Origin of the sequence: Tannerella sp. (assembly GCF_030528505.1) — a bacterium.
Taxonomy (GTDB): domain Bacteria; phylum Bacteroidota; class Bacteroidia; order Bacteroidales; family Tannerellaceae; genus Tannerella.
Window position 1 is genome coordinate 37,514 of sequence record NZ_JAUMYS010000005.1, and the last position, 13,195, is coordinate 50,708.

Below are 13,195 nucleotides of genomic sequence, written 5' to 3' on the forward strand. Positions count from 1 at the left end.
TCTCCAGTCCTTTGTTTACCTTAATGCGTGTCCGGTTAATTTAGATCGTTATGTTGATCTTTATGAAACACCCTCAAAGGGTGTTTCATAAAGATATTTCTGTTAGTTTAGAGGCAATTCACTGGTGAATGTCAGTTCCAGCACATAATCGGGCGACTGGGGCTTATCCTTAAATTTCAGCAGAATGCCATCCTTATCCTGTGTAAACCGAACTGCCTTGCGACTTTCAAACTCTACTGCGCTTTTCAGTTTATTGCCTGCATAAGGAAGGAACAGGGCTTTGTCGTCGAGATTCAGCACATGCACATACAGCGTTTTTCCTTTCTGAGTCGTTACGCCCCAGTCGCGCGGAGTAACGACTCCGCCCCGTGTACCCTGTATGGTGGGAGCATAGATTTTCATCCATTCACCCATTTCGCGAAGGCGATCGACCGCTACCGCAGGCAGCTCTCCATCCGGTTGAGGTCCAACATTCATCAGCAAGTTCGCGTTCTTTCCCGCGGCTTTGACAAGATACTGAATCAATGTTTTCGTCGATTTATAATCTTGGTCGGTAATCTTGTAGCCCCACATTCCGTTCATCGTTTCGCATGTTTCGAGCGGCAGCCGACTGATATCCTGTCCCGACAGTCCGGCCTTGTTCTCGCCGGGCAGGTCGCGTTCGAAAATCTGGATATCTTCGCCTGTGAACGGGGTGATATGATGATTATTTCCGATCAAACAAGCCGGTTGCAGACGATGTATTAACGTATATTGTTCATCGAGATTCCATGTTTTGGCTGTCATGCCATCGGGATAGATGTCCTTGTCCCACATGCCGTCGAACCATATCGCACCGATAGGGCCGTAGTTCGTAAGCAGCTCCGTCAGCTGATTATTCATAAACGTACAGTAATCTTCCCATTTGCCCTGTGTCTTTCGACCGGTTCCTTTGCCTGTGCGTCCCAGCGGATAATAATCGTCGCGTCGCCAGTCGAGATGCGAATAATAAAGATGCAGACGGATACCCTGCTTACGGCATTCGTCGGCCAACTCGCGAATCACGTCACGCTTAAACGGCGTTGCATTCACAATGTTATAATCAGACTGTTTGGTCTCATACATGGAGAAACCGTCGTGATGGCGCGAAGTAATCGTGATGTACTTCGCTCCCGAAGCCTTGATCGCAGCCACCCATTCTGCCGCATTAAATTTTGCGGGATAAAAGCCCGATGCCAGTTTGGCGTACTCTTCCCAATTCAGGTTTTTGTTGTGCATGACCCATTCGCCATCGGCGAGCATACTATAAATGCCCCAGTGGATAAAGATACCGAACTTATCGTCCTGAAATGTTTCCCGAGCTTTCAGATTGTCGGCCGAAGGAGTGTAGCCGGGCTGTGCCGAAGCGTGCGTCAGGCATGTGAGAGCCATGGTTGCACAAAGAAGTAATGTTTTCGTTTTCATTGATTAGTTTTTTTGTTGATTACTGAAAAAAATAACGGGTACATACTGTTACCCGACCTCACAAAGGTAAGCGTTTTTTCGGTGAAAACAAGAATATCCTTAGTATACTTACGGAGAAATCATATCCAAGCGTATAGCTCTTTGCTATCCGAATATTTTTTGTACTTTTGCACGATTATTACCATTTTTGACCAAGTAATGAACGTATTAGATTTAAGCGAACAGGAAATCATCCGGCGCGGCAGTCTCGAACAGTTGCGCAAGATGAATATCGACCCGTATCCGGCTGCCGCGTATCCGGTCAACGGATATGCCGATGAAATAAAAGCAAACTTCAACGACGATGCCCAGCCGCGGCAAGTAACGATTGCCGGACGCATCATGAGTCGTCGTATCATGGGCAAAGCCTCCTTTATGGAATTGCAGGATTCGACCGGACGTATTCAAGTATATATCACTCGTGATGACATCTGCCCGGACGAAAACAACACGGAACTGTACAACACCGTGTTCAAAAAACTGCTCGACATCGGCGATTTTGTCGGTGTCAAAGGATTCGTTTTCCGCACGCAGATGGGCGAAATATCCGTTCATGCACAAGAGCTGACGGTACTCTCGAAGTCGTTACGTCCGTTACCCGTAGTCAAAGAAAAAGACGGTGTGGTGTACGACGGCTTCAATGATCCGGAGTTGCGCTATCGGCAGCGCTATGTCGATCTGGTTGTCAATAACGACGTGAAAAATATTTTCATCAAGCGCAACAAAATCTACGCTTCGATGCGTGAATATTTCAACGCCCGGGGCTATCTGGAAGTAGAGACGCCGATTCTGCAATCTATTCCGGGAGGAGCTGCGGCGCGCCCGTTTATCACGCATCACAATGCGCTCGACATCGATTTGTATCTTCGTATTGCCAACGAGTTATATTTGAAGCGTCTGATCGTCGGCGGATTCGAGGGAGTTTACGAGTTCTCGAAGAACTTCCGTAACGAAGGGATGGACCGTACGCACAATCCCGAATTTACCTGCATGGAAATTTATGTAGCGTACAAGGATTACCATTGGATGATGGAGTTTACCGAACAGATGATTGAAAAGATTTGTCTCGACGTGAACGGCTCGACGGAAACGACGGTCGGCGATAAGACCATCAGCTTCAAGGCGCCGTTCAGACGAGTGACGATGACTGAGGCCATTCACGAGTTTACGGGGATTGATATTACGGGAATGGATGAAGCCCAATTGCGTGAGACGTGTAAACAGCTCGACATCGAAGTAGACGAAACGATGGGTAAAGGCAAACTGATCGACGAAATATTCGGCGAAAAGTGCGAGGGCAACTACATCCAGCCAACGTTTATCACCGATTATCCGATCGAGATGTCGCCGCTTTGCAAGCGTCACCGCGACAATCCCGACTTGACCGAACGTTTCGAGCTTATCGTCAACGGCAAGGAGCTTTGCAATGCTTATTCCGAGTTGAACGACCCGATCGACCAGCTGGAGCGTTTTCAGGAACAGTTGCGTCTGAGTGAGAAAGGAGACGATGAAGCGATGTTTATCGATATGGACTTTGTGCGTGCGCTCGAATACGGTATGCCTCCGACGAGCGGTATGGGGATCGGTATCGACCGGCTGGTGATGTTGATGACCGGACAAACCACGATTCAGGAGGTATTGTTCTTCCCCCAAATGCGTCCGGAGAAGACGGTGAAGAAAGATGCGCCCGAAAAATATGCTCCGTTAGGAATACCTGCCGAATGGGTGCCGGCCATACAGAAAGCAGGCTTCGTAACGGTCGAGATGTTGGAGGGAGCTAATCCGCAATTATTGAGACAATCGCTGTTCGATCTGAACAAGAAATACAATCTCGGGCTGGAATTGCCTCCGTTACAAACGGTCGAAGCATGGATCAAGGTTGTTACGGGGCATTAAAAACGAATCATCAACTACCAAATTCTACGACATGAAAGATATTTTCGGAAAGGTGGCGATTATGGGAGGCGGAAGCTGGGCTACGGCGTTGGCTAAAATCGTACTGTCGACTCAGCCGAACATTCACTGGTATATGCGTCGTCCGCAAGCCATCGAAGATTTCAAGCGGATGAAGCATAATCCCGGTTACCTGTCGGCCGTATCGTTCGATACCGAGCGCATCGGCTTTTATTCGGACATCAATGAGGCCGTCGAACAGTCCGACATCCTGATTTTTGCCACTCCTTCTCCCTTCCTCAAGCAGCATCTGCAAAAACTCGAAACACCGTTACGCGACAAGGTCATCGTTTCGGCTATCAAAGGCATTGTGCCGGACGAAAACATGTTGATTACCGACTATTTCGCACAGTGTTATCAGGTACCGCTGGAGAATCTCGCGATCATCGCGGGACCGTGTCATGCGGAAGAAATCGCGCTCGAACGGCTTTCGTATATCACGTTGGCATGTAAAGACCTGCAAAAGGCCGAAGATATGGCTCGGATATTCCGCAACAACTATCTGAAAACATCGTGCTGTCAGGATGTAAAAGGAATCGAATACGCCTCTGTGCTGAAAAATGTGTATGCGATTGTGGCGGGCATCTGCCATGGCATGAAGTACGGCGACAATTTTCAAGCCGTCCTTTTGTCGAACGCGATCAAAGAGATGCAGCGTTTTCTCGATTCGGCGCATATCTTGCCGCGCGACATTACCGCATCAGCCTATCTGGGCGATTTGCTGGTGACCGCTTACTCACGCTACAGCCGCAATCGGACGTTCGGAACGATGATTGGAAAAGGGTATTCGGTCAAAACGGCACAATTGGAGATGGAAATGATTGCCGAAGGGTATTACGGTGCCAAGTGTATTCACGAAGTCAACGAGAAATATCGGGTCGATATGCCTATCCTGAACGCGCTGTACGATATTCTGTACGAACGAAAATCGCCGATGACCATCATCCGCCAACTGGCCGAAACTTTCACCTAAAAACGGAACGTTAAACCCCTATATAAAACAGAAAGATGAAAACAATAACGTTAGACATTGATAAAGCGCTCGGTGCGGTGACTCGCAAACAAATCGACGCATTGGCGCCGAAAGCGACCCAAAGCATCGAGATGCTGCACAAGGGGACAGGGCCGGGAAACGATTTTCTCGGCTGGTTGAACCTCCCCTCGTCCATCACCGAAGAGGAACTGAAAGACATTGAGAAAACGGCGGCTCAACTGCGCAAATGCAAGGCTGTCGTTGTGATCGGCATCGGCGGTAGCTACCTCGGCACGAAAGCCGTTGTCGAGGCGCTGAACAACAGCTTCGATTGGTTACAGACATCGAAACGCAAGAACCCGGTGCTGCTTTACGCCGGAAACAATATCGGAGAAGATTATCTTTTTGAATTGTGCGCTACGTTGGAAGGCAAAAAGTTCGGTATCATCAACATCTCCAAGTCGGGGACGACGACCGAGCCGGCCATCGCATTCCGCATTCTGAAAAAACAGCTGGAAAAGGCGATCGGTGTCGAAGAAGCCCGGAAATACATCGTGGCCGTCACCGACCGTTCGCGAGGCGCGCTTCGCACGCTGGCCGACAAGGAAGGGTACAAGACGTTCGTGATTCCCGACGATGTGGGCGGACGTTATTCGGTGCTCACGCCGGTGGGCTTGCTCCCGATCGCCGTGGCGGGTATCGATATCCGCGCCCTCGTGCAAGGAGCCGTCGATATGGAAAAAGCGACCGATGTAAAAAAACCGTTCGACCGGAACATCGCGGCGATGTATGCCGCGACGCGCAACGCCCTTTACGACAAAGGAAAAAAGATCGAGATTTTGGCCAACTTTCATCCGAAACTGCATTATATCGGCGAATGGTGGAAACAGCTTTACGGCGAAAGCGAAGGAAAAGACCACAAAGGGATTTTCCCCGCGTCGGTCGATCTGACGACCGATCTCCACTCGATGGGACAGTGGATACAGGAAGGCGAACGTACGATCTTCGAAACCGTGATTTCGGTTGCCAAGCCCGATCATAAAATGACCGTTCCGAGCGATAAAGCCGATCTGGACGGACTGAATTTTCTGGCCGGAAAACGGGTCGATGAGGTCAATAAAATGGCTGAGTTGGGCACTCAACTGGCACACGTAGACGGCGGCGTGCCCAACATCAAAATCACTTTGCCCGAACTCAACGCCTATTATATCGGACAATTGTTCTATTTCTTCGAGAAAGCATGTGGCATCAGCGGCTATATGTTGGGAGTTAATCCGTTCGATCAGCCCGGCGTAGAGGCGTACAAAAAGAATATGTTCGCTCTGCTCGACAAGCCCGGCTACGAAAAAGAAAGCCAGGCCATCCGCAAAAAACTTAAATAAAGGAGAGGGTAAAAAAGTTAGGCGGTGTGTCATAACGGGCAAACTGCTTCGTTGCTTGCGGAATGAGAGCTCGGTCACATACCTTAGTATGCTCCCTCACCCTCATCCTTAGCGCCTTGCTTTTTACCCATTCTTACACACCTAAAGAGGGTGTGCCCAAACATTGCATTTTGACACACCCTCTTTTGAAAAGGTAGGCCGGAGACTGTGGTTTATTCTCCCGAACGGCTCTTCCGAACTTCCCCGCCTATGAAGTGCGCGCCGCGCAGAAAATTCCCACAGGGGCTCTCTCCGGCCTGTTTATCCTTCGTTCGTTCCGCCTTCCTGCTTCTTACGGGCCCGCGTAGTGCGCGCAGCCATCGCAGCATTCAGACGGTCGATATGCACATTGATGCGGGCAATCAGCGCGCTCAATTCGGCATGAGGCTGGAGCACGGCCAACGCGTTGATATGCCGGACGATTTCACGATACTTTCGCTCCACTTCGCCACGGATGAGCCGCAACGGACGATGCTCCTGAGCCGTCTGCGCCTGCTCGTCGCGACGCACACGGTAGAGCGTCATAAACGCATCGTCGGCCTTCTCGAGACGTTCTACCCATCGGCTGACGCCAAGCAGATCGGCCGCCGGCTTATATTTGGGCAGCCGCAGGTCCTGAATCAAATTCCGCGTTTTGCTGTGCTGTATCTCATAACTCTCGACCGTGAAATTGCCGTATGTCTGCAACGGGATTTCCAACAGTTCGGCCGCATCGCGTTCGTCGATTTCGGGACTGTGACGCGCCGCGTGAACCGTCTTTATCAAGCCCCGGTAACAATTATCGCATGCTGTATCGAGTTCGGCCAGCTGCCGGGTGTGTTCACTGCGCCTGATCAACTCCAGCGCCCGATCTTCTTCTGCCACAAGCGGCGTTAGTTGGGCAACAAACGGCTGTAGCGCGCCGATATTCGACCGTTGCAACTCCATCTTAAATTCGGTGATGAAACCAAATTGTTCATGATTTTGAAGCCTTGCAATGTTGAGACCTCTTACTTTTTCTTCATTCATTGTTTTATCTCCTCTCGTTTATGATTTATCTCTGTTCCTTTTTTTCTCGCGTTGATATAAGTCAACGGTTGCTTTCTTTTCGTTTTCGATGCTTTGACTAATAGTCAATGGCTGCTTTTTTCCGTTTTCGGCACTTTGACTATAAGTCAATGGGCCGTTTTACTTCTTCAGCTCTACGCGTTGTTCGTTCCGATAGCTGGGAACGGTTTTCAACGCTTTCAAATACCGGATCATAGTCTCGGCCGTAGGCTGGAAAAGCCCTGTGCCCGGGTCTTGATGCTCGTACTTGTAGACCGAAGCCATATAGTTGTTCATCGCTACGGTATACGTGCGATCCATGTCGGCCGGTGTGCCGTCGGGCATAAACAGTTCCACGTTCCGGATCGTACCGTCGGGCGCGAAAAGGTAGCGTGTTTTCAGTCCCGAAGGATAGATGGGCAGTCTTTCGTCGAGCGGAAAGGCTGCGATGAAGAGCGCTTTCAGTTCGTGTCCGGTAAGTTTGAAGAGCACCGTTTCGTTGCCGAAAGGATCCATGGTGTACACATCACGCACGGTAATCGCTCCTTTCGACAGTTGATCAATGCGTACGCCTCCGGGGTTAATCAGGGCGATCTCGGCTTTCGTGCCTTCGCGCAGCGCGTCGACCATCAGGTAGCCCACCTGTTCGTAGCTTGTAAATTCGTCCGTCGCTTCGGCCAGACGCTCCTTCATGGCCGGATTGTCGTTGTACTTGTCTACCATCGCCCGAACGGTCGCTTGTTCGTTGCCTTTTTTCCCGACGGGAAGCAGGGCCATGTGACGTTCTTTCGTGCCGTTCGGATTCACTTTGACCGTGATGAGCGTCGCATATTTGAGTTTGTTCTCGGCCTGCGTAATCAGGATGTTGTGATGAAACTGTTCGTTGTCGATCTTCGTATGCGAATGTCCGCCGATTATCAGGTCGGCCGCGTCTTTCGGCAGCTGACCGGCCAGCACGACATCATCTTCGAATCCCAAATGGTTGAGATAAATGAAGACATCGCAACGGTCGCGCATCGCTAACTGTTTGGATGCCGTTTCAAAAGGATCGTAAAAAGTGAATCCCACCGCATTGTCGGGATGCGTATCGGGAATTCCTCCCGCATTGATGGCCAATACCGACGTCACGCCGACTGTCAGTCCGTTAGGCATCTTGATCGTTTTGTTCGGAAGAATACGGTACGTTTTTCCTGCCGGAGGAGCAAGATTGGCGCAGAGAAAATCGAACGACGCTTTTTCGAGCAAGAGCCGGAAGCCTTCGGGCCCGGAGTCGAACTCGTGATTACCGACGGCCGAGACGTCGAACCGTAGGGTGTTCATCAATTCGATCATGGGCAATCCTTTCGGCGAATACTGGTCGTTGATCGGATTGCCGGTCTGATTGTCGCCACCCGAAAAAAGCAGCATGTCGGGATACAACGCGCGCAGACTGTCGACGATAAAAGCGAAGCGCGGAAAATTGTCGATCGCCGCATGCATGTCGTTTACCGCCAAGATATGTAACATTCTCGGCTCTTGCGGCGCAACGGCCTGTTTACGACTCGTACCGCAACTTGTCCACGAGAGCAGTACGATAACGGACAGCGTAATGACTGCCCACGTTTTTCTTTGAATCGTTTTCATTCTATTGTTCATTTTAGAGGTTGTTTTTTTATTCTTCTTGGGCAAGCCACTTGTGTAAATCGCCTTTGACGAGATATCCTTTTATCTCGAAATCGGTTTTTCCTTTATTTTCAATCATAAACGCATAATGCGTGCGTTCTCCTTCGGCCGAAGCCTCTTTCAGCCCTGTTTGCGGCGGTTGCTCGATGGCCGAAATGGTACAAACGAAGATTTTATCGCCGACGGAATCGTAGTAATTCACCTTGTCGCCCACCTTTAACTTCCCATCCAATACTTCTCCTACCACCACGACTCCGTTGTCTTTGAGCTCAAAGATGTCTTCAATCTCGTACACAAACGTGGCCGCATCTTCTTCACCGTCTGCTTGCTCTTTTTTGATACCGCTACAGCCGAATAGCCATACGAGCGCAAACAGCATACAAAGCAGACTTCCTGCTACATTTTTCATCGTCTTTTTCATTGTCTTGTTTTTTTACAGGTTCAACGTTTAAAAAGTCCTATTAAGAATCACGGTACAAAGATAAAGAGGTATGATGGGTACGTCAATGAGTAAAATTACTCATTTTCGTATGAGTAATTTACTCATTTTTTTTTGAGGAGGCAATTCCCTGCTTTCGTTACGATCGATGGATAGGTGTCTGAAAAGCGTTCCGAAAACGCCTTTGCTCAGGGGATGTACAGAACGTTTATCTTCGTTGGAACGTGCGGCTGATCACTCCGCTTTTTGTTACAGAGAAGCTTATTCCCCAATGATTTCCAAGCAACGAACCGCAGTCCATTCCGGCAGCTACTCCGAACTCCCAGCCGGGTGTTTCGTGTTCTTTCTTCGCGCAACGTGAACGATAAGTATAACGCCAGTCGGTCGCGATCGAAAAAAGAGTCAGCTTACGCAAGGTCGGTGCATACGGTGTTCCAAAACTCTCGACCGAAGAGGCTTTTACCCGGTAAGCCACGTTCCCGGACACTTCTCCCTCGATGCCGAGATGCCATGCACGTACCCGGTTATGACGGAAACCAAGTACTCCGTTTGTATTATATTCCGGCGAAATCAGAAGCGGAGAACCGAGCGAACGGTTAAAATACGAAGCCCCCGTCGTATATTCGCCGTTATTGTAATAATTGTCCGCTCCTCCTCCGTAGCCCGGATACTTGTCATGGTCGAACTCGATAAAATGAAACGGCCCGCTCTGATCCATCGTAGAGAGACGCTCCACAACCACCTTATTCATCCATCGCAGACGAGGTAGCTGAAGCTGAATCCCTTTCAGGCCATCCCATGCGTTATACCATTCCATACCCGACCGGTCGTCGAAAAAATGCTGATAGTACCCGAAAATCGACCAGTCTCCGGGCTCGTAGGCCAGACGAAAATCGTAGGAGCCGTAATGATTCCCCAACACATTGATCCGGTCGGAAATACTCGCGTCACTTCCTCCCGACGTACCCGCCACAATACGCAGAAAATCTTTCACCGATCGAGGTTGCTTTCCCAATTTGGGATGTGTTGATGTGCCTCCCCATTGCGCGAAATGACGCGCGCCGAGTATCAGCGAGACGGGAAAATCTCCGTGCGTATCTTGTATTTGCAGATACATCGACTTATGATGCCACAACACATTCCGAACGTATGTCTGCTGTGCCCCCCGGAACGACTTCAAATAGTCCGTATCGAACGAACGCCCGACGGCAAAATTTCCTTTCGCCTGCAACCAGCCTGCGGTGCGCGGAATCGTCAGAAAACGCGGGATATAGAAATTGATCTCCGGAATAGGACGAGCATTGGACGAAAATACTAAATCTCCACTGCTCAGTTGCCGATCACAAAGCGACGGATTGTATCCATCGTCTCTCCCCTCACGACTTCCGGCACTCAGATAAAATCGGTTCTTATACGATACCTCTGCATAAAGTTCTTGCAGATATATATTCCGATAACGCGATGTTGAAGCGATCAACTGCACCCCGGCATGCCAGCCCAACCCTTTCCCCAGCTGTTGCCGATGATATACGGAACCATACAGATAGCCATTGTTCGCTTTCAAAGGAACTTTGCCGTACCGGCCGTTCACGATACCGAAAGGCGTCAGATCATTCGAAGCTACGGAGCCGAACGCTCCTGTATAATATAATGTATATAGACGTAGCGTATCCGCTTGTTCGGCATATCCTCCGATATAGCAAAGAATACCGGCAACACATAAAAAAAAGCGAAAATATCGTTTCATTATCGAGCATTACATGATAAACGACCGCAAAGCTACGAAAAAAAACTTCATCGCGAAAAGTTGGATATGTCAAGAAAATGACTACCTTTGCACCGCAAATTTTAAAACAGTAACATTTATGAACAATTACGAAACCGTTTTCATTTTAACTCCCGTTTTATCTGACGCACAGATGAAGGAAGCGGTAGACAAAATCAAAGCAGTGCTCTCTGCCGAAAAGGCGGAGATTGTGAATGAAGAAGATTGGGGCTTGCGTAAACTGGCTTATCCGATCGAGAAAAAGACAACCGGCTTTTATTGGCTGATTGAGTTTAAGGCAAATCCGGAAACGATTACGACATTGGAAACACAATTCCGCCGCGACGAGCGCGTTATCCGCTTCCTGACTTTCCGTCAAGACAAGTATGCGGCTGAATATGCTGCGAAGAGAAGAGGTTTGAAGAAAGCATCGAAAGAAACAGAAAAAGAGAATTAATCATGGCAACAGCAAATAGCAATCAGACGGAAATCAGATATCTGACCCCGATGTCGTCGGATGTAAAGAAGAAAAAATATTGCCGTTTCAAAAAGAGCGGAATCAAGTATATCGATTATAAGGATCCTGAGTTTCTGAAGAAATTCCTGAACGAACAGGGAAAAATCCTTCCGCGCCGTATCACCGGTACGTCACTGAAGTTTCAGCGCCGTGTGGCACAGGCTGTGAAGAGAGCACGCCATCTGGCATTGCTGCCCTATGTAACCGATTTGATGAAATAATTTTAAACGTAAAGAGGAGACAGAATATGCAAGTTATTTTGAAAGAAGATGTAGCGAACTTAGGCTACAAGGACGATATCGTAAACGTGAAAGACGGTTACGGACGTAACTTTCTAATCCCGCAAGGTAAAGCAGTGATTGCTTCGGAGTCGGCACGGAAAGTGTTGGCTGAAAACCTGAAACAACGTGCCCATAAGTTGGCCAAGATCAAGGAAGATGCACAGGCATTGGCGGCCAAGCTTGAAGGCGTTTCGCTGACGATTGGTGCAAAAACAAGTTCGACCGGTACGATTTTCGGCTCGGTAACGAATATTCAGATTGCTGAAGAATTGGCCAAGAAAGGATTCGAAATAGACCGCAAGACAATCCTGATCAAGGATTCGGTAAAAGAAGTCGGCTCATATCGTGCCGTACTGAAACTTCACAAAGAAGTTTCGGTCGAAATTCCGTTCGAAGTCATCTCGGAAGCCTGATATTCCGATTTGCCATACATGTTAAAAAGGCCTCTGTTGAGGCCTTTTTTCATATCTGTGCGGAAATTACTATATTTGCTGCATGATTCGTAAAAGATATATACGATGAACAGATTACGGTTTCTTTTCGTCATACCGGTAATCTGTGTGTTGTGCGGGATTGCTCAGCCTCTTTTGGCTAAAGGAGATACATTTATCGTAGTAATCGACGCCGGTCACGGCGGGAAAGACCCCGGAGCCAAAGGGGTAAAGACGAACGAAAAGACAATCAATCTTGCCGTCGCCCTCAAGTTAGGAAATCTGATCTCGGCCGGACACAACGACGTGCAGGTAATTTATACCCGTAAAACAGATAAGTTCGTGGAGTTGAGCGAACGTGCCAATATAGCGAACCGGCATAAGGCCGATCTGTTTATTTCTATCCATACCAATTCGTTAAAGAAAAAAAACACCTCCGTCAAAGGGGCTGAAACATACACTCTCGGTTTGGCAAAGACGCAAGAAAACCTGGAAGTCGCCATGTTGGAGAACTCTGTTATTCTGTTGGAGGATAACTATATGCAACGTTATGAAGGATTCGACCCCAATTCTTCGGAATCGTATATTATTTTCGAGTTTATGCAAAATAAGCACATGGAACAGAGCGTTTCGTTTGCCTCGGAAATTCAGAAAGAATTTGTGTCAGCCCGGCGTGTAAATCGTGGAGTCCGACAAGCCGGGTTTCTCGTGCTGAAAGCCACAAGTATGCCGAGCGTACTTGTCGAATTGGGATTTATCTCGAATCGTGAAGAAGAACGTTACATGCATTCGACCGAAGGACAGAACAGACTGGCCAAAGCGATTTATAACGCGTTTTCGCGTTATAAGCGGAATTATGTTCGTAAACAAGGAGGTATTACGCATAATCAAATGACCCGCAAGGGCGAAGATACATTAAAGCCCCGCGAAAAAGAGCAGCAACACGCGAAAGAAACGGTGACCGAGACGCCCCGTCCCGACGCAAACGAAAAAAGAAGCGGAACAATCGTTTACAAAGTACAGATTCTGACTTCCGACAGACGGCTGCCGGCTCACTCTCCCAAGCTGAAAGGTTACAAAGCAAGTTTCTATCAGGAAGGTAAAGCCTATAAATATACGTACGGAGAATCATCGGACTTCAAAGAAATTCAGAAGATTCAGAAAAAAATATCCAAAGACTTCCGGGATGCTTTCATCATTCGGATGAAAGACGGAAAACGTTTAAAATAAACTTATAAAACAGCG

At 48.6% G+C, this 13,195-nt stretch carries 12 protein-coding genes; 7 read left to right on the forward strand and 5 right to left on the reverse strand.

The window, feature by feature from the left end; translation table 11 throughout:
- Window positions 1-102: 102 nt before the first annotated feature.
- A complete protein-coding gene (locus Q4A89_RS01515; RefSeq protein WP_303183241.1) occupies window positions 103-1,410 on the reverse strand; it encodes an alpha-L-fucosidase in 1,308 nt (435 codons plus the stop codon).
- 231 nt (window positions 1,411-1,641) lie between these two features.
- Between Q4A89_RS01515 and lysS the strand changes: the two genes are divergently transcribed.
- Genes lysS through Q4A89_RS01530 form a run of 3 tightly spaced genes read left to right on the forward strand, consistent with a single transcriptional unit; the run spans window position 1,642 to window position 5,790 of the window.
- Window positions 1,642-3,378, forward strand: coding sequence for a lysine--tRNA ligase (gene lysS / locus Q4A89_RS01520; RefSeq protein WP_303183205.1), 1,737 nt, complete (start codon window positions 1,642-1,644; stop codon window positions 3,376-3,378).
- A 31-nt stretch (window positions 3,379-3,409) separates the two neighbouring features.
- The gene (locus tag Q4A89_RS01525) at window positions 3,410-4,408 is read left to right on the forward strand and encodes an NAD(P)H-dependent glycerol-3-phosphate dehydrogenase (RefSeq protein WP_303183206.1); all 999 of its coding nucleotides are present in this window, start codon (window positions 3,410-3,412) and stop codon (window positions 4,406-4,408) included.
- Window positions 4,409-4,443: 35 nt separating this feature from the next.
- Window positions 4,444-5,790 (forward strand): glucose-6-phosphate isomerase, encoded by a 1,347-nt coding sequence (locus tag Q4A89_RS01530; protein WP_303183207.1) that lies wholly within the window; start codon window positions 4,444-4,446, stop codon window positions 5,788-5,790.
- A 300-nt stretch (window positions 5,791-6,090) separates the two neighbouring features.
- Here the strand turns inward: Q4A89_RS01530 and Q4A89_RS01535 are convergent, their stop codons facing one another.
- From Q4A89_RS01535 to Q4A89_RS01550, 4 genes are all read right to left on the reverse strand, one after another.
- Window positions 6,091-6,837: a DUF6261 family protein gene (locus Q4A89_RS01535; RefSeq protein WP_303183209.1), complete on the reverse strand. Its 747-nt coding sequence runs from the start codon at window positions 6,835-6,837 to the stop codon at window positions 6,091-6,093.
- A gap of 159 nt (window positions 6,838-6,996) precedes the next feature.
- Complete coding sequence (locus Q4A89_RS01540; RefSeq protein ID WP_303183210.1) at window positions 6,997-8,490, reverse strand: bifunctional UDP-sugar hydrolase/5'-nucleotidase; 1,494 nt, start codon at window positions 8,488-8,490, stop codon at window positions 6,997-6,999.
- Window positions 8,491-8,506: 16 nt separating this feature from the next.
- The gene (locus Q4A89_RS01545; protein WP_303183211.1) at window positions 8,507-8,938 is read right to left on the reverse strand and encodes a hypothetical protein; all 432 of its coding nucleotides are present in this window, start codon (window positions 8,936-8,938) and stop codon (window positions 8,507-8,509) included.
- 226 nt (window positions 8,939-9,164) lie between these two features.
- Window positions 9,165-10,703, reverse strand: coding sequence for a capsule assembly Wzi family protein (locus Q4A89_RS01550; RefSeq protein ID WP_303183213.1), 1,539 nt, complete (start codon window positions 10,701-10,703; stop codon window positions 9,165-9,167).
- A gap of 118 nt (window positions 10,704-10,821) precedes the next feature.
- Between Q4A89_RS01550 and rpsF the strand changes: the two genes are divergently transcribed.
- The 4 genes from rpsF to Q4A89_RS01570 all read left to right on the forward strand — a co-directional run bounded on the left by rpsF (window position 10,822) and on the right by Q4A89_RS01570 (window position 13,180).
- Entirely contained in the window at window positions 10,822-11,178 is a 357-nt protein-coding gene (gene rpsF / locus Q4A89_RS01555; protein WP_124751179.1) for a 30S ribosomal protein S6, read from the forward strand.
- 2 nt (window positions 11,179-11,180) lie between these two features.
- Window positions 11,181-11,459: a 30S ribosomal protein S18 gene (rpsR, locus tag Q4A89_RS01560; protein WP_124751180.1), complete on the forward strand. Its 279-nt coding sequence runs from the start codon at window positions 11,181-11,183 to the stop codon at window positions 11,457-11,459.
- A 26-nt stretch (window positions 11,460-11,485) separates the two neighbouring features.
- The gene (rplI, locus tag Q4A89_RS01565) at window positions 11,486-11,932 is read left to right on the forward strand and encodes a 50S ribosomal protein L9 (RefSeq protein WP_303183217.1); all 447 of its coding nucleotides are present in this window, start codon (window positions 11,486-11,488) and stop codon (window positions 11,930-11,932) included.
- 105 nt (window positions 11,933-12,037) lie between these two features.
- On the forward strand, window positions 12,038-13,180 hold the full coding sequence (locus Q4A89_RS01570; RefSeq protein WP_303183218.1) for an N-acetylmuramoyl-L-alanine amidase: 1,143 nt from the start codon (window positions 12,038-12,040) through the stop codon (window positions 13,178-13,180).
- Window positions 13,181-13,195: the final 15 nt, after the last annotated feature.

What these genes read in the sequence shown, in the direction of transcription:
- rpsR (WP_124751180.1), top strand. Translation starts at nt 11,181, where the DNA reads ATGGCAACAGCAAATAGCAATCAGACGGAAATCAGATATCTGACCCCG.
- rplI (WP_303183217.1), top strand. Translation starts at nt 11,486, where the DNA reads ATGCAAGTTATTTTGAAAGAAGATGTAGCGAACTTAGGCTACAAGGAC.
- Q4A89_RS01515 (WP_303183241.1), bottom strand. Translation starts at nt 1,410, where the DNA reads ATGGCTCTCACATGCCTGACGCACGCTTCGGCACAGCCCGGCTACACT.
- Q4A89_RS01550 (WP_303183213.1), bottom strand. Translation starts at nt 10,703, where the DNA reads ATGAAACGATATTTTCGCTTTTTTTTATGTGTTGCCGGTATTCTTTGC.
- lysS (WP_303183205.1), top strand. Translation starts at nt 1,642, where the DNA reads ATGAACGTATTAGATTTAAGCGAACAGGAAATCATCCGGCGCGGCAGT.
- Q4A89_RS01525 (WP_303183206.1), top strand. Translation starts at nt 3,410, where the DNA reads ATGAAAGATATTTTCGGAAAGGTGGCGATTATGGGAGGCGGAAGCTGG.
- Q4A89_RS01545 (WP_303183211.1), bottom strand. Translation starts at nt 8,938, where the DNA reads ATGAAAAAGACGATGAAAAATGTAGCAGGAAGTCTGCTTTGTATGCTG.
- rpsF (WP_124751179.1), top strand. Translation starts at nt 10,822, where the DNA reads ATGAACAATTACGAAACCGTTTTCATTTTAACTCCCGTTTTATCTGAC.
- Q4A89_RS01530 (WP_303183207.1), top strand. Translation starts at nt 4,444, where the DNA reads ATGAAAACAATAACGTTAGACATTGATAAAGCGCTCGGTGCGGTGACT.
- Q4A89_RS01540 (WP_303183210.1), bottom strand. Translation starts at nt 8,490, where the DNA reads ATGAACAATAGAATGAAAACGATTCAAAGAAAAACGTGGGCAGTCATT.
- Q4A89_RS01570 (WP_303183218.1), top strand. Translation starts at nt 12,038, where the DNA reads ATGAACAGATTACGGTTTCTTTTCGTCATACCGGTAATCTGTGTGTTG.
- Q4A89_RS01535 (WP_303183209.1), bottom strand. Translation starts at nt 6,837, where the DNA reads ATGAATGAAGAAAAAGTAAGAGGTCTCAACATTGCAAGGCTTCAAAAT.